Origin of the sequence: Nocardiopsis sp. LDBS1602, from assembly GCF_035818715.1 — a bacterium.
GTDB classification, from domain to species: Bacteria; Actinomycetota; Actinomycetes; order Streptosporangiales; family Streptosporangiaceae; genus Nocardiopsis; species Nocardiopsis alba.
Window position 1 is genome coordinate 416,701 of record NZ_JAYLVW010000001.1, and the last position, 22,047, is coordinate 438,747.

General features: G+C 69.1%; 23 protein-coding genes and 2 pseudogenes. 13 read left to right on the forward strand and 12 right to left on the reverse strand.

Features of this window, described 5'->3' with window-relative positions; all coding sequences use genetic code 11:
• The first annotated feature begins 232 nt into the window (after positions 1–232).
• The 3 genes from U9J66_RS01945 (at position 233) to rnhA (ending at position 2,128) form a co-directional block, all read left to right on the forward strand.
• Positions 233–676 (forward strand): SMI1/KNR4 family protein, encoded by a 444-nt coding sequence (locus U9J66_RS01945; RefSeq protein ID WP_026125071.1) that lies wholly within the window; start codon positions 233–235, stop codon positions 674–676.
• 89 nt (positions 677–765) lie between these two features.
• On the forward strand, positions 766–1,428 hold the full coding sequence (gene def, locus U9J66_RS01950) for a peptide deformylase (protein ID WP_017534967.1): 663 nt from the start codon (positions 766–768) through the stop codon (positions 1,426–1,428).
• A gap of 226 nt (positions 1,429–1,654) precedes the next feature.
• Entirely contained in the window at positions 1,655–2,128 is a 474-nt protein-coding gene (gene rnhA / locus U9J66_RS01955) for a ribonuclease HI (protein WP_017534966.1), read from the forward strand.
• Positions 2,129–2,195: 67 nt separating this feature from the next.
• Here the strand turns inward: rnhA and soxR are convergent, their stop codons facing one another.
• On the reverse strand, positions 2,196–2,663 hold the full coding sequence (soxR, locus tag U9J66_RS01960; RefSeq protein WP_014912762.1) for a redox-sensitive transcriptional activator SoxR: 468 nt from the start codon (positions 2,661–2,663) through the stop codon (positions 2,196–2,198).
• Between the two features lie 4 nt (positions 2,664–2,667).
• Entirely contained in the window at positions 2,668–3,342 is a 675-nt protein-coding gene (locus tag U9J66_RS01965; protein WP_161112057.1) for an ABC transporter ATP-binding protein, read from the reverse strand.
• Between the two features lie 157 nt (positions 3,343–3,499).
• Here U9J66_RS01965 and U9J66_RS01970 point away from each other — a divergent pair, with 157 nt between their 5' ends.
• The gene (locus U9J66_RS01970) at positions 3,500–4,465 is read left to right on the forward strand and encodes a DUF2332 domain-containing protein (RefSeq protein ID WP_326336831.1); all 966 of its coding nucleotides are present in this window, start codon (positions 3,500–3,502) and stop codon (positions 4,463–4,465) included.
• A 73-nt stretch (positions 4,466–4,538) separates the two neighbouring features.
• Here U9J66_RS01970 and U9J66_RS01975 read toward each other — a convergent pair whose 3' ends face one another.
• Positions 4,539–5,522, reverse strand: coding sequence for an adenosine deaminase (locus U9J66_RS01975; RefSeq protein ID WP_326336832.1), 984 nt, complete (start codon positions 5,520–5,522; stop codon positions 4,539–4,541).
• 119 nt (positions 5,523–5,641) lie between these two features.
• Entirely contained in the window at positions 5,642–6,592 is a 951-nt protein-coding gene (locus tag U9J66_RS01980) for an alpha/beta fold hydrolase (protein ID WP_326336833.1), read from the reverse strand.
• A gap of 544 nt (positions 6,593–7,136) precedes the next feature.
• On the opposite strand from U9J66_RS01980, the gene U9J66_RS01985 reads away from it, so the two are divergent.
• Positions 7,137–7,463: a thioredoxin family protein gene (locus U9J66_RS01985; protein WP_326336834.1), complete on the forward strand. Its 327-nt coding sequence runs from the start codon at positions 7,137–7,139 to the stop codon at positions 7,461–7,463.
• Positions 7,464–7,883: 420 nt separating this feature from the next.
• A complete protein-coding gene (locus U9J66_RS01990; RefSeq protein ID WP_187294494.1) occupies positions 7,884–8,336 on the forward strand; it encodes a pyridoxamine 5'-phosphate oxidase family protein in 453 nt (150 codons plus the stop codon).
• Between the two features lie 102 nt (positions 8,337–8,438).
• Here U9J66_RS01990 and U9J66_RS01995 read toward each other — a convergent pair whose 3' ends face one another.
• Both U9J66_RS01995 and U9J66_RS02000 read right to left on the reverse strand, forming a co-directional pair.
• Complete coding sequence (locus U9J66_RS01995; RefSeq protein WP_326336835.1) at positions 8,439–9,464, reverse strand: aminotransferase class V-fold PLP-dependent enzyme; 1,026 nt, start codon at positions 9,462–9,464, stop codon at positions 8,439–8,441.
• The gene (locus U9J66_RS02000) at positions 9,461–9,976 is read right to left on the reverse strand and encodes a MarR family winged helix-turn-helix transcriptional regulator (protein WP_161112051.1); all 516 of its coding nucleotides are present in this window, start codon (positions 9,974–9,976) and stop codon (positions 9,461–9,463) included. Before U9J66_RS02000 ends, U9J66_RS01995 begins: the two co-directional genes overlap by 4 nt.
• Positions 9,977–10,191: 215 nt before the next feature.
• Here U9J66_RS02000 and U9J66_RS02005 point away from each other — a divergent pair, with 215 nt between their 5' ends.
• Complete coding sequence (locus tag U9J66_RS02005; protein WP_237450355.1) at positions 10,192–11,634, forward strand: FUSC family protein; 1,443 nt, start codon at positions 10,192–10,194, stop codon at positions 11,632–11,634.
• 47 nt (positions 11,635–11,681) lie between these two features.
• Here the strand turns inward: U9J66_RS02005 and U9J66_RS02010 are convergent, their stop codons facing one another.
• Positions 11,682–12,968 carry a metallophosphoesterase family protein gene (locus U9J66_RS02010; protein WP_326336837.1) on the reverse strand — a complete coding sequence of 429 codons (1,287 nt, stop codon included), beginning with the start codon at positions 12,966–12,968 and terminating at the stop codon, positions 11,682–11,684.
• Between the two features lie 170 nt (positions 12,969–13,138).
• Between U9J66_RS02010 and U9J66_RS02015 the strand changes: the two genes are divergently transcribed.
• Positions 13,139–14,110, forward strand: a complete 972-nt coding sequence (locus tag U9J66_RS02015) for a phosphotransferase family protein (protein ID WP_326336838.1) — start codon at positions 13,139–13,141, stop codon at positions 14,108–14,110.
• A gap of 44 nt (positions 14,111–14,154) precedes the next feature.
• Here U9J66_RS02015 and U9J66_RS02020 read toward each other — a convergent pair whose 3' ends face one another.
• Entirely contained in the window at positions 14,155–15,066 is a 912-nt protein-coding gene (locus U9J66_RS02020; RefSeq protein ID WP_161112049.1) for a phosphotransferase family protein, read from the reverse strand.
• Positions 15,067–15,209: 143 nt separating this feature from the next.
• On the opposite strand from U9J66_RS02020, the gene U9J66_RS02025 reads away from it, so the two are divergent.
• Together U9J66_RS02025 and U9J66_RS02030 are read left to right on the forward strand one after the other, a co-directional pair.
• Positions 15,210–16,301 (forward strand): winged helix DNA-binding domain-containing protein, encoded by a 1,092-nt coding sequence (locus U9J66_RS02025; protein WP_326336839.1) that lies wholly within the window; start codon positions 15,210–15,212, stop codon positions 16,299–16,301.
• Between the two features lie 124 nt (positions 16,302–16,425).
• The gene (locus tag U9J66_RS02030; protein WP_017534953.1) at positions 16,426–16,911 is read left to right on the forward strand and encodes a MarR family winged helix-turn-helix transcriptional regulator; all 486 of its coding nucleotides are present in this window, start codon (positions 16,426–16,428) and stop codon (positions 16,909–16,911) included.
• Positions 16,912–16,971: 60 nt separating this feature from the next.
• Here the strand turns inward: U9J66_RS02030 and U9J66_RS02035 are convergent, their stop codons facing one another.
• Positions 16,972–17,520: a nitroreductase family deazaflavin-dependent oxidoreductase gene (locus U9J66_RS02035; RefSeq protein ID WP_326336840.1), complete on the reverse strand. Its 549-nt coding sequence runs from the start codon at positions 17,518–17,520 to the stop codon at positions 16,972–16,974.
• A 52-nt stretch (positions 17,521–17,572) separates the two neighbouring features.
• Between U9J66_RS02035 and U9J66_RS02040 the strand changes: the two genes are divergently transcribed.
• Together U9J66_RS02040 and U9J66_RS02045 are read left to right on the forward strand one after the other, a co-directional pair.
• Positions 17,573–17,728: a hypothetical protein gene (locus U9J66_RS02040; protein ID WP_159068767.1), complete on the forward strand. Its 156-nt coding sequence runs from the start codon at positions 17,573–17,575 to the stop codon at positions 17,726–17,728.
• A 71-nt stretch (positions 17,729–17,799) separates the two neighbouring features.
• On the forward strand, positions 17,800–18,486 hold the full coding sequence (locus tag U9J66_RS02045) for a hypothetical protein (RefSeq protein WP_042281447.1): 687 nt from the start codon (positions 17,800–17,802) through the stop codon (positions 18,484–18,486).
• On the opposite strand, the pseudogene U9J66_RS02050 reads toward U9J66_RS02045, so the two are convergent.
• The 3 genes and pseudogenes from U9J66_RS02050 to U9J66_RS02060 form a co-directional block, all read right to left on the reverse strand.
• Positions 18,459–18,851, reverse strand: a pseudogene (locus U9J66_RS02050) (alpha/beta fold hydrolase); the annotation flags it as partial. The gene U9J66_RS02045 and the pseudogene U9J66_RS02050 overlap by 28 nt on opposite strands.
• An 84-nt stretch (positions 18,852–18,935) precedes the next feature.
• Positions 18,936–19,058 (reverse strand): hypothetical protein, encoded by a 123-nt coding sequence (locus U9J66_RS02055; RefSeq protein ID WP_326336841.1) that lies wholly within the window; start codon positions 19,056–19,058, stop codon positions 18,936–18,938.
• A gap of 390 nt (positions 19,059–19,448) precedes the next feature.
• Positions 19,449–20,450, reverse strand: coding sequence for an alpha/beta hydrolase (locus U9J66_RS02060; RefSeq protein ID WP_017534940.1), 1,002 nt, complete (start codon positions 20,448–20,450; stop codon positions 19,449–19,451).
• Between the two features lie 749 nt (positions 20,451–21,199).
• On the opposite strand from U9J66_RS02060, the pseudogene U9J66_RS02065 reads away from it, so the two are divergent.
• A pseudogene (locus U9J66_RS02065) lies at positions 21,200–21,889 on the forward strand (phosphotransferase family protein); the annotation flags it as partial.
• Positions 21,890–22,047: the final 158 nt, after the last annotated feature.

Here is a 22,047-nt window from a genome sequence, read left to right on the forward strand (position 1 = left end):
TGTGGTGGTGGGGGTGGTGTGTGGGTTCGTGGTGGGGGTGGTGTGTGGGGTGGTTGGTGACTTTTTGTAGTGGGTTGGTGGTTTCGGGTGTTGGTTTTGGTGGGTGGGGTGGCCTCCGGGGCTGGGGGTTTTGTGGGGGTTTGGGGTGTTCGTGGTGATCCGGGTGGGTGGTGGGGTGGATTTTCGGCGCAACTCGCCGACCACGATTTCCCGTGTCTTGCCATGACCTGTGATGATCGGTGGTGTGTGGCGTGAACTGATCCTGGAGATGTATCCGGAGGCCGATCTGAGTGATCCGGCCGATGAGGTGATGCTGGCCGAGGTGGAGAAGCACTTGATGCTGCCTTTGCCGTTCGAGTTGGCGTCGTTGTTGCGTGAGACCGATGGGGTGACCAACGAGTACGGGGACGCGGTGGTGTGGGGTGCGCGCCGGTTGGTGGAGGACAATCTGGCGATGCGGTGTGAGCCGGATTACGAGGAGTTGTACGCGCCCTTCGACGAGATGATCTTCTTCGGTGATTCGGACATGGGTCCGCAGTTCGCGTATGTGCACACGGACTACGGGCCGGGGATCGTGGTGTGGGATCATGAGAGTGACCGGCGGCGCCTGGTGGTGGTGTCGTTGCGCGACTATCTGGCGCGGTGTTTCATTCAGGGCAACGCCTGGTTCCGTTAGGGGCCGGGGCGGGTCGTCGGTCGGTGTTCGTTTTCATCGGCCGTGGCGGTGTGTCGCCGTCGGTGGCCGTTTCCCCGGAGAGAAGGACCATGTCGGAGCAGTCCACGCCCGTGCCCGCCGTCTTCGTTCAGGGGCGGGAGGTGTCGGACTATCCGGATATGGCGCCGGAAGCGGCTCGTGGTCGTGTGCTGCGGGTGACGGTGACGGGTGAGGAGGTCCTGCACCGGGTGAACGCCGATGTGCCCGAGGAGATGTTGGGCGGCGCGGAGTTGTCGCGTCTGGTCGATGACATGTTCTTGACGATGTACGCGGCCGAGGGTGTGGGGTTGGCGGGCAACCAGGTGGGTGTGGATCTGCGGTTGTTCGTCTATGACTGCCCCGATGATGATGGTGTGCGGCATGTGGGGCATGTGATCAATCCGGTGTTGGACGAGCGTGATGTGTCCGACGCGGTGGTGGTGGAGAACGAGGGTTGTCTGTCGGTTCCGGGTCCGCACGCGGAGTTGGGGCGGGCCGAGCACGCGACGGTGCGTGGGGTGGACAAGGACGGCAACGCGGTGGTGGTGAGCGGGAGCGGGTATTTCGCGCGTTGTCTTCAGCACGAGACCGATCACACGTTCGGGCGTTTGTACGTGGATCGGTTGTCCAAGCGTGAGCGTAAGCGGGTGTTGAAGAAGATGAACGAGATGTCGGACAGTGTGTTCGCTCGTCGTGTGGAGCGGGCGCGTGAGTTGGGGGTGGAGCCGGCCTGAGGTGGTCGGTTCCGTCGGTGGCGGGGGTGTTCCGGTGTGGCCGGGGCGCCCTCGTTTTTTGTGTCGGGTGGTCGGTGGTGGTGGGGTGTGGGGGTGCCTTTGGTTGTTCAGGTGGTTTGAAATGGCCGTTTTGGGGGCTCCATTGGTCACGATTGGCTCTGAAAGTGGCACTTTGTTCGGGGGTTGTGGCCTTTTTGTGACCTGTGGGGGCGGTAGATTGCCCGGCATGCACAACGGGGACGAGGTCGACCAGGGGTCGACGCGACGTGTGGTCATCTACACCGACGGGGCGTGCAGCGGCAACCCCGGCCCGGGCGGGTGGGGTGTGTGGCTGCGCTATGGCGAGCATGAGCGGGAACTGTACGGAGGCGAGGCGCAGACCACCAACAACCGGATGGAGCTGATGGCGGCCATCAAGGCGTTGGAGAGCCTGACGCGGCGGGTGCCGGTGGTGTTGCACACCGATTCCTCCTACGTGCGCAACGGCATCACCTCGTGGGTGCACGGGTGGAAGAGGCGCGGGTGGAGGACGGCGGACAAGAAGCCGGTCAAGAACGTGGATCTGTGGCAGCGGCTGGAGGCGTTGGCCGCCGAGCACGAGGTGGAGTGGAAGTGGGTGCGCGGCCACAGCGGTGATGAGGGCAACGAGCACGCCGACGAGTTGGCGCGGCGTGGTCGGGATGAGGCCGCGGCCGCCTGAGGCGGCCGGCGTGGTGGTGTGCGGGCGGTCCCGTTCCCTGGTGGGGGGCGGGGCCGCCTTCGTCGTCTCAGGTGGTCTCGTCCTTGAAGGGGTCGACCATGAGGCGGCGGGCGCCGGGGCCGGTGGCGGCGAGTTCGTCGTCGGGGTTGGACAGGGTGCACGAGCTCAGGGACAGGCAGCCGCAGCCGATGCATCCGGTCAGGTCGTCGCGGAGGCGGATGAGTTGGGTGATGCGGGCGTCGAGTTCGGTGCGCCATTGGGCCGAGACCGATGCCCAGTCGGCGCGGGTGGGGGTGCGGTTCTCGGGGAGGCGTTCGAGGGCCTGGCGGATGCGGGCCAGGGGGATGCCCACGCGTTGGGAGATGCGGATGAAGGCGACGCGGCGCAGGGTGTCGCGGTGGTAGCGGCGTTGGTTGCCTGAGGTGCGTCGGCTGTGGATGAGGCCTTGGCGTTCGTAGAAGTGCAGGGCGGAGACGGCCACTCCGGAGCGTTGGGAGACCTGGCCGACGGTGAGTTCCTTGGTTACGGGTGCCACGGGCTCAGTGTAGGTGGGTGCGGGTGCTCTGGAGGGCGTACAGGCGTGCGTAGGCGCCGCCGCGGATGAGGAGTTGGTGGTGGGTTCCGGTTTCGGTGACGTGTCCGTGGTGGAGGTGGAGGATGCGGTCGGCGTTGCGGGCCAGGGTGGGGTGGTCGGTGAGGGTCAGGTGTGCGGTGGTGGGTGTGGGCGGGGGTGTGGGGGTGGTGGGTTGTTCGATGAGGAGGAGGTGGGCGTGGGTGTGGTGGGCGTAGAGGGTGCGGGCGTGGTGCAGGTGTGAGGCCAGGTGGGGTTGGAGGTGTTTCAGGGGTGTGGTGTGGGGGTGGTGGTGGAGGCCGGTCGCGGTCAGTGCGTGGTGTAGGTGGGGGTCGTCGGGGTGGGGGTGGGTGTGTCCGGTGATGGCCTGGGCGAGGGTGGGGTGGGGTCGTGTGTGGTGTAGGGCGGTGGTGGTGTGCAGGTCGCCTCGGGTGGGGTGGAGGTGGCCGTGGAGGAGTCGGGTGAGGGTGGTGCGGGCGGGGGTGGTCAGGCCGACCAGGGCGACGTGTTCTGAGGGGCGCAGGGTCAGGTCGAGGTGGTGCAGGTGGGTGTGGGTGAGGTCGCGTATCCGGAGCAGGGGTGGTGGGGGTGGGGTGGGTGCGGTGGTGGTGTGGTGCAGGTGGCCGCGGTCGATGAGTCTCACGGGTGGTCCGTTCGTGTGGGTGGGTTCTTCGGCGGGTGGGACTGTCGTGGGCGGGTGAGGGTTCTGGCGGGTTTTTCGCACGGGGGCGGGTCGTGGCGGTGTGGGGGTGGATGTGTAGGGTCGGCGCACGTTTTCGTCTGTTGCGAAGGGGTGTGTCGTGGTGGAGGACGCGGGTCGGGTGGCCGAGAGGTTCGAGCGGATGGCGGTCCATTTCGAGCGGGGTGGTTCGCCGGCCTACGCGCGGATCGCGCGGGGCCTGGCGCGGGATCGGGCGTTGCTGGAGTTGGTGATGTCGGTTCCGGAGGGTAATAAGCGTCAGCCGAACCTGTGGTTGGGGGCGGTGCGGTTCCTGGGTGGGCCGGTGGACTCGTTCGAGGCGTTTCGGGGGTGGGTGCTCGAGCGTTCGGAGGCGGTGGTGGAGGTGGTGCTGTCGCGTTCGACGCAGACCAACGAGGCACGTCGGTGTGCGACGTTGTTGCCGGTGTTGGCGGGTTTGGAGGGGCCGTTGGCGTTGATCGAGGTGGGGGCGTCGGCGGGGTTGTGTCTGTATCCGGACCGGTATCGGTATCGGTTCGATGGTGGTGGGCCGGTGGGGCCGGTGGAGAGTCCGGTGGTGTTGGAGTGTGCGACGTCGGGGGGTGTTCCGATACCCGAGAGGGTGCCGGAGGTGGTGTGGCGGGCGGGGATCGACATGAATCCGTTGGATCCGGCCGATGAGGGTGACGTGGACTGGTTGGCGGCGTTGGTGTGGCCGGGTGAGGGTGAGTTGGAGAGGGTGGCGCGGTTGCGGGCGGCGGCGTCGGTGGCTGCGCGGGAGCCGGCGTGGATGGTGGCGGGGGATCTGTTGGAGGAGTTGCCGGGGGTGGTGGAGCGTGTGCCTGCGGGGGTGCGGCCGGTGGTGTTGCACAGTGCGGTGTTGGCGTATCTGTCGCGGGTGGATCGGGTGCGGTTCGAGGGGTTGGTGCGGGGGTTGGACGTGACGTGGGTGTCGAATGAGAGTGGGGCGGTCTTCCCGGAGTGGGAGGGGGCCTTCGGTGGTGTGGATACGGATTTCGCGGTGGCGGTGGACGGCCGTGTGGTGGCGTACGCGGGTGAGCATGGGGGGACGTTGGCCTGGCGGTGAGCGGGCCGGGGGCGGACATGGAGGAGGGGGACCACCGTGTGCGGTGGTCCCCCTCCTGTGTCGGTGTGGGGGGTCAGAAGGTGTGGGCGTCGACCTGGGCGATGAGGGCGTCGCGGCGTTCGGGTGTCAGGAAGGAGGCGGTGAAGGAGTTGCGGGCCAGGGTGCGGAGTTGTTCGTCGGTCAGGCCGAGGTGGTGTTGGAGGCCGAGGTAGTTGTCGTGGACGTAGCCGCCGAAGTAGGCGGGGTCGTCGGAGTTGACGGTGACCAGGAGGCCGGCGTCCATCATGGCGGGCAGGGGGTGTTGGTCCAGGGTGGGGACGGCGCGTAGGCGGACGTTGGAGAAGGGGCAGACGGTGAGGGGGGTGCGGGTGGTGGCCAGGTGGGTGATGAGTTCGGGGTCGTCCATGCAGCGGATGCCGTGGTCGATGCGTTCGGCGCCCAGGTGGTTCAGGGCGTTCCAGATGTAGGTGGCGGGGCCTTCTTCTCCGGCGTGGGCGACGCGGCGTAGGCCCAGGTCGGCGGCGGTTTGGAAGACCTCGGTGAATTTTTCGGGCGGGTTGCCGACTTCGGCGGAGTCCAGGCCTACGGCGGTGATGTGGTGCAGGTGGGGGCGGGCGGCGTCGAGGGTGTCCATGGCGTCCTGGGCGCTCTGGTCGCGTAGGAAGCACAGGATGAGGTGGGTGGAGACGCCGTGGTCTTGGAGGCTGGTGTCGAGGGCGGAGGTGAGGCCGTCGATGACGGTTTCGAGGGGGATGCCGCGTTGGGTGTGGGCTTGGGGGTCGAAGAAGATCTCGGCGTGGCGGACTCCTTGGGCGGCGGCGCGGGTGAGGTAGGCGGTGGCCAGGTCGTGGAAGTCGGCCGGGGTGCGTAGGACGTCCATGAGCCGGTAGTAGAGGTCGAGGAAGGATTGGAGGTCGGTGAAGGAGTAGGCGTCGCGCAGGGTTGGGACGTCGGGGTAGGGCAGGGTGATGTTGTTGCGGTGGGCGAGTTGGAAGGCGAGTTCGGGTTCGAGGGTGCCTTCGATGTGCAGGTGGAGTTCGGCTTTGGGGATGGGCATGGTGGTGTGTGGGGCCTTTCGGGGTTGTGTGGTGGTTGTTGGTCATTGTGGCTGATGGGGTGGGTGGGTTGTGCGTGTGGTGGGGGTCGCCGGGTGTGGGGCGGCCCTCTTTTTCGTGTTCAGAGGGTGCGCATGCGGTCGAGGGAGTCTTTGGCGGCTTGGCCGACGCCGTGGTGGTCGGAGGTGTGGCCGGCGTTGTCGACGATGACGAGGTGGGCGCCTGGCCAGGAGGCGGCGAGGTCGTGGGCGATGTCGCTGGGGCCGCTGATGTCGAGGCGGCCGTTGATGAGGGTGGCGGGTAGGTGGGTGATGCGGTGGAGGTCGCGGGTGAGTTGGTCGGGTTCGAGGAAGCAGTCGTTGGCCCAGTAGTGGGTGACCAGGCGGGCGAAGGTGGCGCGGAAGGCGGGGTCGTCGAAGCGGGGGTCGGGTGTGTGGCCGGGGGTGGTGGCGACGTGGGTGTCCTCCCAGCGGCACCAGGCCAGGGCTGCGTCGTGGCGGATGGTGGGGTCGGGGTGGGCGAGGAGTCGGCTGTAGGCGGTGGGGAGCCTGCGGGGGTCGGCGTCGGGTCCGGCGGCGGCGCGGAATTCTTCCCATTGGTGGGGGAAGACGCGGCGCATGTCGTGGGTGATCCATTCGATTTCGCGTCGGGTGCCGGTGTTGACGGCCAGGAGGGTGAGGGAGTGGATGTGGTGGGGGTGGGTTTGTGCGTAGGCCAGGGCCAGGCAGGTGCCCCAGGAGGCGCCGAGGAGGTGCCATCGGTCGATGTTCAGGTGGGTGCGTAGGGCTTCGAAGTCGGCGATGAGGTGGCCGGTGGTGTTGTGGGTGAGGTCGGTGTGGGGGTGTGCGGCGTTGGGGGTGCTGGCGCCGGTGCCGCGTTGGTCGATGAGGATGAGTCGGTAGTGGTGGGGGTCGGCGAGTTGGGACCAGCGGGGGTTGGAGTGGGCGCCGGGGCCGCCGTGGATGCCCAGGAGGGGTGTTCCGTGGGGGTTGCCGTGTTCTTGCCAGTGCAGGTGTTGGCCGTGGGGGCGGGTGAGGGTGCCGGTGGTGTGGGGTGTGGTGATGGGGTGCATTCGGGGCTCTTTTCTTTGTGGGGACCGGTGATGGTAGCGGGTGTGGTGGGGGTGGGGGCGGGTTTTTTCTAGGCGGGGGAGGTAGTGGGGTGTTTCGGGTGTGGGGGTGGTTTTCGGGATGTTGGTGTGTTAGTGGGGTGTTTGACCTGGGGTCTTTCGGTGAGGGGTGGCCGGCCGGCATGATCGTGTGATCGGTTCGTCGCGTTTCGTGATGGCGTTCGGGGTTCTCGGGCCCTGGGGTTCGTTCGCGTTGGTGGCGTCGTCCTCCCTCCTGCGGCCCGTGTGAAGGAGAGTGCTCCGTTGTTCGGTTCGTCCCCTGGCTGTCGGGGTGGTCTTCGTCGGTGTCCTGGTCGAAGACCTTTCCGGGGTGCGTCCTCCGTCGGGGTGTAGGGCGCCGGTCCGGTTCCGTGGTGGTGCCGGTTTCGTCGGGCGTGGTCGTTCTCGTGTTCGTCGAGGAGCGCTCGTCCGGGTCTGTTCGATGGTTGTTCGAATGCGCGGTGGCCCTGGTGTCGCCGTTCCCTCTGGAGAAAAGGAGTCACCTCTGATGAGCGGTACCGTCGTCGATGTCACCGACGCTGATTTCGAGGCGAAGGTCGTCCGGGTCGCGGGGCCGGTGCTCGCGGTCTTTCGCGCGGAGTGGAGTGCGGTGTGCCGGGCGTTGGATCCGGTGTTGGTCGAGGTCGCCAAGGAGTACGACGGTCGGTTGACGGTCGCGCGGTTGGACATCGATGAGAGTCCGGAGACGCCGCCCGAGTACGACGTGACGGCGATTCCCACGTTGTATGTGTTCAAGGGCGGGAGCATCGTGGCCACGCGTATCGGCCCGGCGAGCAAGGGCAACGTGGTCGATCTGGTCACGCCGCACCTGTGAGGGGTGCGCGCCCCGGTCTGGAGAGATGACCGGGGTGAAGAGGGGGCGTCTGTCGGGACGGGTGGTTCCGGTGGGCGTCCCTTGTCGTGCGCGGGGTGGTCCGCCGCTCTCTTTTCCTCGTCGCCCGTGTCCGGGGGCGGCCTTCGGTGTGCGTTCCCCGGCCGCCGCCGCGCCCACGGGTGTGCGGTGTCCCGGTGGTGTTCGAGCCTGTTCGAACGCGGGGGCGTCGGCGGTGGCCCGCGGGTGGCGTTCGCGTCTTTGGTCGTGGGAGGAGGGCGGGGTTCCGCCGTAGGGGGCCACGGGTCGGTGTGCGCTCTCGGGGGTGTTCGAAGGGGTTCGAACATGTGGGTGGGCGGGGGTCGGTGGGGGTGGTGTGGGGGCGCTGGGATGCTGGTGGTGGGGGTGTTCCCCGTGGTTTCGATGGTGGGAGGTCGTGTGTCCGAGGTGGTGTCGGGGGTGGAAGGGTCCGGTGTGGAGGATCCCTTCCTGGTGTTCTGGGGCGAGTACCGGTTGTGCATGTTGGCGTCGCCGCGTCCGGACGGGAGTATCCATCAGGTGCCGGTGGGGGTGACCTATGATCCGGAGCGGCATCTGGCGCGGGTGATCTGTTCGGGAGCCAGTTATAAGGCGCGGAATCTGGCGGCGCGTCCGGGGGCGCGGGTGTCGGTGTCGCAGGTGGAGGGTGCGCGGTGGTCGACGTTGGAGGGTCGTGCGCGGGTGGTGCGTGATCGTGGGGCGGTGGCCGAGGCCGAGCGTCGGTATGAGGAGCGGTATCGGCGGCCGCGGGAGAATCCGGAGCGGGTGGTGATCGAGATCGCGGTGGAGCGGGTGTTGGGTACGGTGCGGCCCGAGCGTGCGGGGTTGGTGCCCTGAACTGGGTGTTCGAAGGGGTTCGAACGCGTGGAGGGGGCGGGGTCTTGGGGCCCGCCCCCTCCTTTTTCGTGTGCGGGGGAGGGCGCGGTCTCCGGTCGGGGGTCAGCGGGTGAGGGTGTGGGCGGCCAGGTCGGCGTCGGCTTCGGTGTTGTAGAGGTGGAAGGCCAGGCGGGTGTGGCCGCCGCGTTCGGTGGCGATGATGCCGGCTTCGCGCAGGGTCTGGAGGGCGCCGGGGGTGGTGACGGTGGTGATGGCCGAGTGGGCGGGTGGTTGGTCCAGGTGGGCGCGGAAGCGGTCGGCCAGGTGGGTGTTGTGGGTGTGGATCTTGTCGATGCCGGTGTCGAGGAGGGTTTGGAGGGCGGGGGCGGCGGCCAGGGTGGCGAACCAGTTGGGGGACAGGTCGAGGCCGCGGGCGTGGGGGCTGGTGTCGGGGTGGGGTGCGTAGAAGGCGTGGGCGGGGTGGCGGTCGGCGCTGGGGCCGGCGTTGATGGGGCGTAGGCGTTCGCGGAGGGTGGGGGCGATGTAGGCCAGGGCGAGGCCGCGGGGTGCCATGAGCCATTTGTAGGCGGAGCAGACGAGGGCGTCGAAGTGGGTGGCGTTCAGGGGGTGCCAGCCGGCTGCCTGGGTGGCGTCGGCGATGACGAGGGTGTCGTGTTCGCGGGCGGCGGTGAGGATCTGTTCGGTGGGGGCGAGGGTGCCGGTGGCGGATTGGACGGGGCTGTAGGCGACCAGGTGGGTGTGGGGGTTGATGTGGTCGGCGAGTGAGTGCAGGGGTGCGGTGGTGATGGTGATGCCGCGGTCGTGGTGGGTGTGGAAGGGGAAGGTGGTGGAGGTGAATTCCTCTTGGGGGAGGAGGACGTTGGTGTGGTCGGGTAGGGAGGCGGCGATGGTGCCGATGATCTGGGAGGTGGTGGCGCCCAGGGTGATGTCGGTGGTGGGGGCGTTGATGAGTTGGGCGAAGAGGGTGCGGGTGTGTTCGGTGGTCTGGTTCCAGTGGTGGATGGGGGTGGTGCCGGTGTGCCATTGGTGGAGGGCTTGGGTGAGGGCGGTGTGGGCGGTGGTGGGTGGGAGGCCGTGTTGGGCGGTGTTGAGCCATGTGGTGGTGGGGTTCCACAGGTGGGTGTTCATGGGTGGGGTGCCTCGGGTGTGTGGGGTGGTTGTGGGTCGATGGGGGTCAGGACGCGGGTCAGGAGTGTGGCCAGGTGGGTGCGTTCTTGGGGGGTGAGGGGGGTCAGGAGGGTGGTTTCGCGTTCGAGTTGGTGGGTGAAGAGGGTGTCGATGAGTTGTTCGCCTTGGGGGGTGAGGCGGACGAGGGTTTCGCGGCGGTCGCGTTCGATGCGGGTGCGGGTGAGGAGTCCGATCTGTTCGAGGCGGGTGAGGCGTTTGGTGGTGGCGGCGCCGGAGGAGAGGGTTTCGCGGGTGAGGTGGCGTGGGCGTAGGCCTTGGGGTGTGCGTCGTAGGGCGGCGAGGATTTCGAATTCGGGGCGGGAGACGTCGCTGTCGGTGAGGGCGTCTTCGGTGATGTTGTTCATGAGTGCGGCCAGGCGTAGGACGCGTCCCATGGTCTCCATGCCGGTCAGGTCCAGGTGGGGGTGGAGGTGGGCCCAGCTGTCGCGGAAGCGTTGTACGGCGTCGGTCATGGGTGGTTCTTTCGGTGGGTGGTGCCGGGGCGGACACACCCTATAATAATTTACTTGTGAACTACTTTTCTTCTTTATGGGGTCGGCGTGCCGACCTCTTCGACGTTCGTGGCGCCCTGGTTCCTCGGCGGGTGCGCGGCAACGTGCTGGTGACGGCGGTGCGCGCCGGAGGGTGTCTGGCGCTGGTGTTGGTGTCGTTGCGGCTCACCGGTCGAATGGATCTGGCGCCCTATGCGGCGATGGGGTGTTTCACCTCCCTGTACGCGCGCGATGAGACCTACGCGCGTCGGGTGCGGCTGTTGGCGGTGGTGGGCGTCGGGTTGACGGTGGCGGTGGCCGCCGGCGCGTCCGCCTCGGCGCTGGGGGTGGGCGTGTGGGCGCCGATCCTGGTGGTGGCGGCGGTGGCGTCCGGCGCCAGGTACCTGTCGGAGGTGGTGGCGTTGGGCGCTCCGGCGGGGTTGATGTTCGTGTTCGCCGCGGGGGTGGCGGGGTATGCGCCGCGGACGTGGCCGGAGGTGGGGGTGAGCGCGGGGGTGACCGCCGCGGCGGCCGGGTTGTGCTGGGCGGCGGCCGTGGTGGGAGCTCTGGCGCATCCTCGTGCTCCGGAGCGTTTGGCTCTGGCGCGGGCCCTGCACGCGGTCGCCGACCATCTGGAGGACCCTTCCGGGCGAGGGGTTCATCGGGCCGAGGACGCGGTGCGGGCGGCCTGGCGGGTGTTGCACGCGCGAGAGCGCGGTGAGGGCACGCGTGGGTTGGAGGTGTTGGCGGCCCGCGCCCAGGGGGCGATCCGTGGTGGTTCGGTGGTGGAGCGGGCGCGTCGGGCTGCGGAGTTGCGTGAGGTGGCGCGTCGGGTGCGGCGGCGTCGTGTGGTGGATCCGCTGGTGGAGGAGGGTGAGCGTGTCCGGTTGAGCGCCTATGCCGATCGGGTGCGGGCCGGTGCGCGGCCCGTCCGGGGCTGGTCGTGGGGGCGGGCTTCGGGCGCCTGGGTGGTGCGTGTGGCGGTGGCGTCGGTGGTGGCCGGTGGTGTGGCGTGGCTGTGGGGGCTGGGCCATGGGTATTGGGCGACGGTGTCGGCGGCGTCGGTGTTGCAGGTCGCCGGTGTGTCGGCGACCTGGCATCGGACGGTCCAGCGCGGGGTGGGGACCGTGGTGGGCGCGGTGGTGGCGGTGGGGGTGTTCGCGCTGGTGGACATCTCGTCGGTGTGGGTGGTGATCGCTTTGGTGGTGGCCTGCCAGGTGGGGGCGGAGTTGGTGGTGATGACCAACTACGCGTACGCGATCGTGTGCGTGACGCCGTTGACGTTGGCGTTGTCGGCGTTGGCCCGGCCGGGTGAGGGCACGTTCGATCTGGTGGTGGAGCGTACGGCGGCCACGGTGTTGGGCGCTGTGGTGGGGTTGGTGGTCTGTGTGGTGGTGGCCGATCGTGGTGCGCGGGCCCGGTTGGAGGGGGCGTTGGTCGAGTGCGAGCGGGCCTGTGCGCGGGTGTCGGCTTGTGGTGGTGCGGGGTGTCGGCACCGTCTGGTGGAGGCGTTGGGCGATGTGGAGGCCGCTGTGGCCGTGGCCGTGGGCGAGCCGGCGGTTTCGGTGCCGGGTGAGCGGGTGGAGCGGGTGCGTGGGCGGGCGCGGGCGTTGTTGGATCGGGAGCCGGAGCCGGTGTGAGGGGTCGGGTGTCCGGGCGCTTCGCCCGGGCACCCGACGTGCGGGGGTTAGAGACGGTCGGTGACCGTCTTGCCCTGGTCGTCCTTGACGATGGTGAAGGCGTCGATGATCTGACCGTCGATGGTGCGGGCCTGGTATTCCAGGGTGGTGCCGTCGACCTCGATGGACTGGTAGGTCTGGGTGTCGGTGGCGTGGGCGCGGACGCGGGCGCCGTTGTCGGTCCAGTTGCCTTCGTGGGCGTCGTACATCTTGGGGCCGGTGACGGCGACGGTGTAGACGGGGCCGGTCTGGACGGTGGGGTCGTCGGTGTCGTTGGTGGTGAGGTTGCCGCGGCTGTAGGAGTGGTCGTGGCCTTGGAGGACGAGGTCGATGTCGTTGTCCTCGAAGACGGGCATCCAGGCGTTGCGCAGTTCGGGGTTGTCGCGGCCGGGGGTGTTGGAGAAGACGGGGTGGTGGAAGGTGACCACGGACCAGCGGCCGGGGTTGTCGGTCAGGGCCTGGTCGAGCCATCGGGCCTGTTCCTGGAGCCAGGCGTTGCGGCTGATGGGTGCGGCGTTGCGGTAGTTGGAGTTGAGGACGATGAAGCGGACGCCCTGGTAGTCGGTGTAGTAGGTGGTTTCGGGGAGGTCGGCGCCGTTGGTGGGGCCGTTGCCGGAGCCGGGGAACTGGCCGGTCCATTGGGGGCTGAGGGTGGTGCCTGAGTATTCGTGGTTGCCGGGGGCGGCGAGCTGGTTCATCTTGACGGCGGCGGGCCCGTAGGCGTCGTACCACTCGGCCCATTGGGCGTCGTTGGTGGAGGTGTTGATGAGGTCGCCGGCGTGCAGGGCCAGGGCGGCGTCGGGTTGGGCCTGGAGGGCGGCGCGGACGACGGGGGCGGCCTCTTCGGTGATGTCGTTCTGGGTGTCGCCGAAGTAGAGGAAGTCGAAGGGTGTGTCGTCCGGGGCGGCGGTGGTGAAGGTGCGGGGGGCGCTGAGGGTGGTGTCGCCGTCGCCGACCCGGTAGTCGTAGGCGGTTGCGGGGGTCAGGCCTGTGAGGGTGGCGGTGTAGTAGGTGCCGGCGGCCTCGGTGCTGATGTGGGCTTGGACGTCGCGGGTCTGTTCGGGGTCGTCCGCGGGTGCGTAGCGGACCAGGGCGGTGTCGCCGTGGTCGCCTCGCCAGGTGATGGTCTGGGAGGTGGTGGGGTCTGCGGTGGGGGACAGGGTGATGCGTTCGGTCAAGCCTTGGACGGTGGGGGCGGGTCGGGCGTGGACGGCGGCGGTGGGGGTCAGGGTCAGGGCGGCGCCGCCGATCAGGGCGAGGGCGAGGTGGACCGTGGAGCGGGGGAGCGCGGTCATGGGGGTTCGCTTTCGGTGTTCGGGTGTGGGACGGGTCGACGCTAGTCGGTGTGGTGTAACGGGGAGTGAACGCTCCGGGGCCGATCGTTGCGGTGGGGTGAACTCGCCTGGGGTGGGGAAGGGTGGGTTCGGGCTTTCGTGTGGCCTCTTCTCGGTGTGGGGTGTTGTGGATGTGCGCTGTCGGTGGGCGGACCGATCCGGGGGCGATCGTCGCGGTGGCGGCCCGTGCTCTGGGTGGGCGGGGTCGGGCGGTGGGGGTGGAGCGGCTGCGCGGTGGGACGCGTAAGGGCGTCTATCGGGTGCGGGTCGAGGGTGGCCGTGATGTGGTCGTCTATGTGTGGGGGCGGGCGGAGCATCGGTGGCCCGAGGCGGCGGTGGAGCGGGAGGGGCCCTTCGCCGATCCCGATGGGTTGGATCTGTTCCTGGGTGCGGCGCGGGTGTTGGAGGGGGCGGGGGTGCGGGTGCCGGCGGTGGAGTGGGTCGAACGCGACCATCCGGGGCCGGGGGTGGACATGGCGGTGGTGGAGGATGTGCCCGGCCCCGACCTGGAGGGGTTGTTGGCGCGGGATCGGCGTGCGGGGATGAGGGTGGTGGAGCGGCTGGGGTCGGTGTTGGAGACGATGGCGTCCCTGCGCGGTTCCGGGTGGGGGCGGGTCTCGGGGGCGGTCCGGGGTGAGGGCGCCTGTGAGCGGCTGGTTCTGGAGCGGGCTCTGCGTGATCTGGCCGAGGGGGCGCGGCGGCGTCCGGATCTGGCGGCGGTGCGTGGGCGGGTGGAGCGCGGGGTGGTGGAGGCCGCGGCCCGGGTGGAGCCTCGTCGTCGTTACGGGTTGGTGCACGGCGAGTTGGGTCCGGACCATGTGCTGGTGGGTGCGGGTGGGGAGCCGGTGCTCATCGATGTGGAGGGGACGATGTTCTTCGACGTGGAGTGGGAGCACGTGTTCGTGCGGTTGCGGTTCGGTGACCTGTACCGGTCGTTGGAGGTGCCGGGGTTGGACGGGGCGCGTCTGGGTCTGTACGCGTGGGCGCAGCGGTTGTCGTTGGTGGCGGGGCCGTTGCGTCTGTTGGAGGGGGGTTTCGCGGATCGGCGGGTGTTGGAGGGGATCGTGGAGGCGCAGATGGGGTGGATCGGCGCCCACGTGTGAGGGGTTTTCGCGGTGCCGTGCCCGTGGGGGCGAGGGTGTGGTGGTCAGCCGGGTGGGGTCAGGGCGCGCCAGGTGGGGTCGGGGTGGGTGGCGAACAGGCGTAGTAGCCCGAGGAGTCGGCTGTGGGGTGGGGCGCTCCAGTGGCGGGCGTCGGGGTGGGGGTGTGGGTCCTTCAGGCGGGCCAGGGCCCAGGTGAGCTGGTGGTGCAGGATACGGGCCCGCCAGGTGAGGGTGTCGTCTTCGAGGCTCAGGGTGGTCAGGTAGCCGTTGAGGACGGGGGTGAGTCGGTGGGGCGGGAGTTTGGCGAAGTCCACGGCCGGGTCGGCCAGGGCGGCGTCGCCCCAGTCCACGATGCCGGTGAGGGTGCCGTCGTGGCCGGTGAGGAGGTTGGCGGGGGTCAGGTCGCCGTGGATCAGGACGGTTTCGGGTGGGTGTGGGGGCAGGTGGGTTTCCAGGTGCCGGTACCAGGTGTGGAGCCAGTGGGCGGTGTCGGGGTCCAGGTGTCCGGTGTGGTGCAGGCGTCGGATGAGGGTGTGGGGGCGGGTGGTGTCGTCCTGGTGGGGGGTGCGGGTGAGTGTGCGGGTGGGGAGTCGGTGCAGGTGGGCGAGGCGGTGGCCCAGTTCGGTGAGGAGTCGGGTGGTGGGGTGGTGGCCGTGCAGGTCGTGGCCGGGTAGGCGGGTCTGGATCATGTGGGGCCGGGGTGTGGTGTGGTGTTCGATCGGGTGGGGGACGGGCAGTCCGGCGGCGTGGGCCAGGGGGAGGATTTCGGCTTCTTTGGCCAGGTCGTGGGCGTGTTCGGGGGTGCGGGGCACACGCAGGAGCAGGTGTTCTCCCAGGGCGAGGACGTGGTTGGCCTCCCCCGCCGGCAGTGGGTGGATCCGGTCGGGGTGCAGGTGGTGGCGTCGGGCGGCGTCTTCGGCCAGGGCGAGGACGGGTTCGGGTGGGGTGTGCTCCATGGGGGTCGATCCTGGGTCATGGGGGTGGGTGGGCGCATCGTGTTTTTTCGAGTGCAGGACGGGGGGTGTCCTGGACGTCGGGGACCCTGATGTGCGAGAAGCGCCCTTCGGGGTGGTGTGCGGGTGTTGGAGGGGGTCGGCCGGTGACGGTTCTGGGGGTTCGTGCGCTGAATCGGGCGATGTTGGCGCGGCAGTCGTTGTTGGAGCGTTCGAAGTGGTCGGTGCCGGAGGCGGTGGCACGTCTGTGCGGGGTGCAGGCGCAGGAACCCCAGGAGCCGTTCGTGGGGTTGTGGTCGCGTCTGTCCGGTTTCGAGGTGGGGATGTCGGACGCCGCGTTGACCGGTCGGGCGGTGGTGCGCACCCATCTGATGCGGCGCACGGTCCATCTGGTGGCGGCGCGGGACGCGTTGGCGTGGCGTTCGCGTCATGAGGCGATGTTGCGGCAGAAGGTTCTGGGCGTCTATCGGAGTGAGTTGGCGGGTCTGGACCTGGAGGAGGTCGCGCGGGCCGGGCGTGAGGTGATGTCCGACGGGTGTGCGCGCACGATGCGTGAGTTGGCCGAGGCTTTGGAGGGGCGTTGGCCGGCGGTGTCGCGGCGGGCGTTGGGCGAGTTGGTGGTGGCGGCGCTGGTGCCGATGGCGCAGCTGCCGCCTCGGGGGTTGTGGAAGGTCAGGGCGGGGGTGCGCAATCTGCCGTTGGAGACGTGGCTGGGGTGTGAGGTCGATCCGCCGGCCGAGCGGGGCGATCCGGTGGGGCGGGAGTTGGTGCGGAGGTATCTGGCGGCGTTCGGGCCGGCCACCACGGCCGATGTGCGGGCCTGGTGCGGGTTGGCGGGGTTGCCGGCGGCGGTGCGGGAGTTGGAGCCGGAGTTGGTGTCGTTCCGGGATGAGCGGGGGCGCCGGTTGTGGGATCTGGAGCAGGCGCCGCGTCCGGATCCGGATACGCCGGCGCCGGTGCGGTTCCTGCCGGCGTTCGACAACGCGATCCTGGGTTATCGGGATCGGAGTCGGGTGATCGATGAGGCTCATCTGGGGTTGTCGGTGGCGGGACAGAGGGCGGTGTTGGTGGATGGGCGTGCGGCCGCGACCTGGACCTATGGTCGGGGGTGGTTGGAGGTGGCGCCGCTTCGGCCGTTGTCGAGGGCCGAGTGTGAGGAGGTGGAGGCCGAGGGGTGGGTGTTGGCGGGGTTCTTGGAGGAGGGTGTGGAGCGGGTGCGGATTCTGGAGGCCGGTTGACGGGTGTGGCCTGGTTTCGTGAACCACGCACATAATATTTGCAGGCGCGTTCTATATGTGCTGGCCGGTATTTTCAGCAGAGCTTATCCTGAGGGGTGTCGGCACCCAGAAGGAGACAGGACCCATGACCGCCACCGATCCCGCGCTGACCGCCCTCGCCAACGGATGGGCGGCGCTCTACCTGCTCCACGGCAGGATCGAGACGCGTATCGAACGCGCCCTACAGACCGAACACGATTTGAGCGTGCGCGAGTACTCCCTGCTCGACGTGCTCAGCCGCCAACACGACGGCGAGGGAGGCCACCTTCAGATGAAGCAGGTCGCCGACGCCGTGGTGCTCAGCCAGAGCGCCACCACCCGGCTGGTCACCCGGCTGGAGGAGCGCGGTCTGCTCTCGCGCTACCTGTGCCCGACCGACCGTCGCGGTATCTACACCGACGTCACCGAGGCCGGCCTCGAGCTTTTGGAGCAGGCGCGGCCGACCAACGACACCGCCTTCGCCCAGGCGTTGGAGGAGGCCGCCGAGAACCCCGGGCTGGCCCCTCTGGTCGCGGCGGTCGAGGCGATGAACGCCACCCACCCGCTTCCCGTCCCCGCCCAGGAGCCCTGACGGAGAACCCTTCGCGAGGGCTCGGTGCCCGGACGGTGTCCCCTGAGCGTCGCCGGTCTTTCACGGGGTCGGTGAGGGCGGACGATCTTCGCGTGAGGCGATACGAAAGACCGGATGACGGTGCGCGACGCGTTCGAACTCCGCCAGGGGCGCGCGTGGGTCCACCGGTATGTGGGGGCGGGCGCCCGGGGCGATGGCGAGGTAGCGGCGGATCACGGGTGCGCGTTCGTCGACGGGGATCTCGTGGAGCGTGACCGGTTCGGCTCCTCCGCTGCGCAGTACCGCGTGGCCGTGCGCCGCGCGGACGTTGCGCACCCGGTTCGTGTTCTCGCCCGGCATCGACACCGGATAGCGTTCGCCGGACAGGTGGGTGACGGCGACGGGCAGTGAAAGTCGACGTCCCGAGCGCCTGCCGGTCACCTCCAGTGTCGCGGCCCGGCGTGGTGAGAGCAGGTTCGAGGCGTACAGCAGGGCGTCGAGGCGGTTGATCGCGCGCATGAGGGTGGTGGGGGAGGCCTGGTCTCCTCGGTAGAGCGCGCGTTCGAGTCGTGCGAGGAGGGTCGGGCGAGGGGTTCGGTGCGTCTTGGCCCGTGGCGGGTGGCAGGTCATGGACTCCTCCTTGTTGTACGCCGTACAACGGGTCAAGGGGAAGGGAGGATCCGTGGAGGCGGAGCGAAGCCGTGGACAGCACGCCGCCCTGTTGTGCGGCCTGGACGAGTGCGACGCCGACACCTACACCCTCCCCGGCCTGCCCGCGCTGCCACACCGGCTCGACGCGAACGACAACCCGGACGGCGGCGTCGGCCGGTCTCGCTGAGGGAGAGCGGCTCCAGCCACCGACCGCCTGCCCACCGCCCACTGGTGGAAGGCCGGCGCTAGGATCTTGGCATGGCGAAGGGCAAGGTGCGGCGGCGGGCGCGGAAGATCCTGGGCGAGGAACCCGTGGCCTTGGTCTGGTGCGAGATCCACAAACCCATCCCCGCGCCGCCCAAGGACGTTCACCGTGCCGCCGGCAAAGGACGTCTGAAATCGCGCCACCACTGGTTGTGGTACGTCGGAGCCGTGGTGTTCTTCTTCGTGGTCGTACCGATGATCTTGCTGGACGGCCTCGGCCGTAGACTCGACCGACGGTTGTCGGGACGGGGTCGTGACGGTCGGACCGGGCAGCCGTCTCCACCCGACACACAGCGTTCGGGCCGTGGCCGTTCTCGTGGGAGGGATCGCGGGCAGGACCCGACCAACGGGGTCTTCGACGGGGACTGGAACCTGACCGCGGGCCGGCTGCTGCTGCGTTGGTACGGGTACTCGCCCAGCCCTAAACGCCTGGTCATGCTGACCCGCGACCGCATCTGCGTGGCAGCGTCCCCGCGCCGCCGGCTGTCGCCGACCAAGGCCGACGATTTCCGGACCGTCACGGAGTTCACCCTCGACCAGGCCCGGATCGACGGTGAGGCGGGCCAGCCGCGCGGGTACGCCACCTTCCGGCTCGCGTTCGCGGACGGTTCCTGGCTGGAGTTGGGCCGACTCGGCGAGCCGGAAGACGCCGATCACTTTCTGCGCACGGTCAGCGGCTGATCACCCCTTCCGGCTGCCCCGGCCGCGTCGTGGGGCGGCCCGGTTCCGTGCAGCACGCGTTGCTCGGCGATCATGCTGTTGATCAGCGAGGGGTGGTCCCGAGTGGGCGGGGCGGCCATCAGTGCGCGCAAGGATTCCACGAACTCCCGCTCCGGCAGGCTGCCTCTGGGTTGCGGCCGGCCCGTCAGGGCCCGCAGGAGCACCCGGCCCTCGCCGCGACCGAGCGGCGAGGAGGCGATGACGGTCAGCGAGCGCACCCGCTCCGGGGCCTCCACGGCGATGAGCCGGCTGAGCAGCCCGCCCGCCGAGTGGCCCACCAGGTGGGCGCTGTCCAGGCCGTGGGCCGCCAGTACGCGGTAGACGTCGTTCTTGAGGTCGGTTCAGGTGTACGGATCGGTCGCGAAGTCGACGGTGTCCGACCTGCCGGTGTCACGGTGGTCGGTACCGGATCACCCGGCGGCCAGGCGGCCGACGAACTCGTCCGGCCACAGGATGCCCTGCGACATCGAGCCCATGATCAACAGGATCGGTGTGTCCGTCTGGGCGCCGAACTCTTCACTCCAGATGTTCACGTTTCGCATGCCTCACAGCATGTCGTCCGCTGCTGCGGGTGCCTTCCGTGGAACTACCGGCCTGACGCGTTCACCGGGCAGGTCCGGATCTCGATGTCGGAACGCAGAAGTGCTCCCTGGGCTGTGATGATCCGACTTGCCGAAGATCAAGGCATCACAGCTGGGAGCACTTGCCACGTGACCTCCACGACGTCTCGTTGGAGGCTGTCCAATGCCCTCGGGGTTCGACGGAGCCGGGACGCCGGACACTTGTCGGTCCACAACCTTGGAGGGCTCCGTGTCACGCGGCTATCCGCCTGAGTTCCGTCGCGAGGTTCCTCGACCTCGTTGCTAGAGACGCCTGGCCGGCACGTTGTCCATCCCGGGACCGGCTACCGCCGGAGGAGACCGTCAGTGGGTGGCGAAAAGGTGCTCCAGCCAGTTGTGGCGTGCCGCGACGGCGGCCTTGCTGATCCGCGCCTCGGGGGCCTTCCGGTCGAAGCCGTGGATTCCGCCGGGCCACACGTGCAGCTCGGCTTCGCCGCCGGCCTGCCAGATCCGGTCGGCGTAGGCGAGGATCTCATCGCGCAGGCATTCGGCGGAGCCGACGTCGAGGAATGTGGGCGGCAGATCGGCCAGGTCGGTGGCGCGGGCGGGCGCAGCGTACTGCGGCACGTCAGGTCCGCCCTGTATGTCGCCGAGCAGCGAGCTCCAGGCGAACCTGTTGCGGCTGCGGTCGAAGAGTTCGACGTCGTCCATCTGCAGGGCCGAGGCGCTGTCGTTGCGGTCGTCGAGCAGTGGGGCGATCAGCAGCTGGCCGAGCAGGTGGGGGCCGCCCTTGTCGCGCACGGTCAAAGCCAGCGCGGCGCTGAGGGTGCCGCCGGCGCTGAAGCCCGTGACGACGATGCGCTCCGAGTCGATGCCGAGTTCGTCCGCGTGGTCGGCGACCCACAATAGACCGGCGTGAGCGTCGTTGATCTGGGCGGGGTAGGGGTGCTCGGGCGCGAGCCGGTAGCCGACCGAGATCAGCGTGGCCCCGAGCCGCTCGGCCGTCTCGAGTATCTGGTCGAGCTCGGTGCGGTGATCGCCGCAGTAGAAGCCGCCGCCGTGTATGAAGTAGAGCGCCGGCCGTGACGCGGGCGCGCCGGAGGGGGTGCACACCAGCAGCGGGATCTCGGGGGCGCCGTCCAGCCCGGGCACCGAAGGCTGGAAGACGGTGAAGCGCCCGCCATGGCCGAGGTCCTCGAGCGCCGCCACTTCGGCGTCGATCTCCGCGCGGATCACCGACAGCTTCTCGAGGCTCATCGGCGCCGGGTCCGGTTCCTCCGCCAGGTAGGCGTCATAAGCGATCCGAAGTTCGGCATCGAGAGGAACGGGAACGGCGGGAACGGTCTTTCCAGGTTCGAGATTCATACGCGCACGCTAGCGCTGCCGCTCCTTTCGCACCATCCGGATTTCAACACCTTGTCGATCGCGCGGCAGGGCCGGGTGGATCGGCGGCGTGGGTCAGGCGTGGGCCTGCTCGATCGCGACCAGTCTCACCGAGTAGGTCCGGACCTTGATAGCGGTACGCAGAAGTACGCTCTGAGCTGTGATGATCCGATTTGTCGGTGACAAAGCGCCATAGCCTGGAGCGGTTTCACGTGAGCTCGGCAACGTCTCGTTCGAGGCTGTCCGTAACGTCCGACGGGCGAGGTGTCGTCTCGCGTGCCGGGGCTCGGCTGCCGGCCGATCCGGCGGAGGCGATCGTGCTGACCGGTGCCTTCGGTGAAGCGCCGGTCGGAGGACGACAGCGCACCGGCGGCCACGGCCCGGGCCGGGTGATCACGGACATGGTGGCGACACCATCTCGTATCTCGCCGTGCTGCGGGGCCGGGCCGAGCCCAAGCGACCGCGCTACCGACGGTTGCACACCGCAGCTCGCCTCACTCGCGGCGGCAGACGGCCCTGGGCACGAGTTCGCTCTGGAGTCGCTGCTCTCCGGTTTCGCCGAGGCGGGTGAACGCCGGCCTTCGCCGTGGGGCGGCTGCGCTCGGATGTGCCCGTCGACGTGATGGTCGGTCTCTTCTACGCGCCGATCTGGTCCAGGATGTGCTGTCGGACCTGAGCTCCCGCTCTTAGAGGGGGTGGGCCGGCCACATTCGAGAAAGAGGTACCTCCTCATGGGGATCGTCGAGACGCACCGTGATCTGTTGGGTCGGCTTCTGCCCGGGGATCGCGTGAGGGACCTGGTCGTGCATGAGGGACAGTTCCACCATGTGGTGGTCGGCTCGGATCGGGTGGTGCGTCTGGCCCGCACGGCCGCGGCCGCCGATCGGCTGCCCGCCACGGCGGTGGCGCTGCGTACTCTGGCCGGGATCGATCTCGACTTCGGGGTTCCCCGTGCGCTCCTGGTCGGGTCCGGGACGAGTCCGGGCGAGCCGTCCTATCTGGTGATGAGCCGTATCCCCGGAGCTCCGCTGGTGGGGGAGACGCTCACCCGCCCCGAGGTGCTGGAGGCGGTGGCCGAGCAGTACGCGGCTCTGCTGAGCGGGCTCGCGGCGGCGGGCGCCGGGCGCGCCGTGTTGCCGGAGGTGTCCGCCGACCGGTGGCGGGAGTTCGCCGACCGGTGGCGGGAGTTCGCCGCGCGGGTGCGCGCCGAGCTGTTCCCACTGATGTCGCCCACCGGTCGAGAACGTGCCGAGCGTGAGCTCGGCGCGCTCGACGTCCTGCCCTATCTCACCACCGCCGTGGTCCACGGTGATCTGGGGGCTGAGAACGTCCTGTGGGAGTGGGTGCGGGGTGTGCCGCGTTTGAGCGGTGTTGTCGATTGGGACGAGGTCGCTCTGGGGGATCCGGCCGACGGTCTGGCCGGCTATCGGTAGGGGCGGGGGTGAGGGGTGAGGGCGGGTCCTCGCCGGCGGGGGTGACGGAAGGGCCCTTCGAGGTCTTTTCGTCCACCCCGAGGTCTGTACAGCGGTGGCTGTATCCGTCGCGTTTCGCGAGGTCGTCGACGGGCCCTGAATAACGT

Bases quoted from the DNA above. Each gene is read 5' to 3' on its own strand.
- U9J66_RS01945 (WP_026125071.1), top strand. From the start codon at position 233: ATGATCGGTGGTGTGTGGCGTGAACTGATCCTGGAGATGTATCCGGAG.
- def (WP_017534967.1), top strand. From the start codon at position 766: ATGTCGGAGCAGTCCACGCCCGTGCCCGCCGTCTTCGTTCAGGGGCGG.
- rnhA (WP_017534966.1), top strand. From the start codon at position 1,655: ATGCACAACGGGGACGAGGTCGACCAGGGGTCGACGCGACGTGTGGTC.
- U9J66_RS01975 (WP_326336832.1), bottom strand. From the start codon at position 5,522: ATGCCCATCCCCAAAGCCGAACTCCACCTGCACATCGAAGGCACCCTC.
- U9J66_RS01980 (WP_326336833.1), bottom strand. From the start codon at position 6,592: ATGCACCCCATCACCACACCCCACACCACCGGCACCCTCACCCGCCCC.
- U9J66_RS01985 (WP_326336834.1), top strand. From the start codon at position 7,137: ATGAGCGGTACCGTCGTCGATGTCACCGACGCTGATTTCGAGGCGAAG.
- U9J66_RS01990 (WP_187294494.1), top strand. From the start codon at position 7,884: ATGGTGGGAGGTCGTGTGTCCGAGGTGGTGTCGGGGGTGGAAGGGTCC.
- U9J66_RS01995 (WP_326336835.1), bottom strand. From the start codon at position 9,464: ATGAACACCCACCTGTGGAACCCCACCACCACATGGCTCAACACCGCC.
- U9J66_RS02000 (WP_161112051.1), bottom strand. From the start codon at position 9,976: ATGACCGACGCCGTACAACGCTTCCGCGACAGCTGGGCCCACCTCCAC.
- U9J66_RS02005 (WP_237450355.1), top strand. From the start codon at position 10,192: ATGGATCTGGCGCCCTATGCGGCGATGGGGTGTTTCACCTCCCTGTAC.
- U9J66_RS02010 (WP_326336837.1), bottom strand. From the start codon at position 12,968: ATGACCGCGCTCCCCCGCTCCACGGTCCACCTCGCCCTCGCCCTGATC.
- U9J66_RS02015 (WP_326336838.1), top strand. From the start codon at position 13,139: ATGTGCGCTGTCGGTGGGCGGACCGATCCGGGGGCGATCGTCGCGGTG.
- U9J66_RS02020 (WP_161112049.1), bottom strand. From the start codon at position 15,066: ATGGAGCACACCCCACCCGAACCCGTCCTCGCCCTGGCCGAAGACGCC.
- U9J66_RS02030 (WP_017534953.1), top strand. From the start codon at position 16,426: ATGACCGCCACCGATCCCGCGCTGACCGCCCTCGCCAACGGATGGGCG.
- U9J66_RS02035 (WP_326336840.1), bottom strand. From the start codon at position 17,520: ATGACCTGCCACCCGCCACGGGCCAAGACGCACCGAACCCCTCGCCCG.
- U9J66_RS02045 (WP_042281447.1), top strand. From the start codon at position 17,800: ATGGCGAAGGGCAAGGTGCGGCGGCGGGCGCGGAAGATCCTGGGCGAG.
- U9J66_RS02060 (WP_017534940.1), bottom strand. From the start codon at position 20,450: ATGAATCTCGAACCTGGAAAGACCGTTCCCGCCGTTCCCGTTCCTCTC.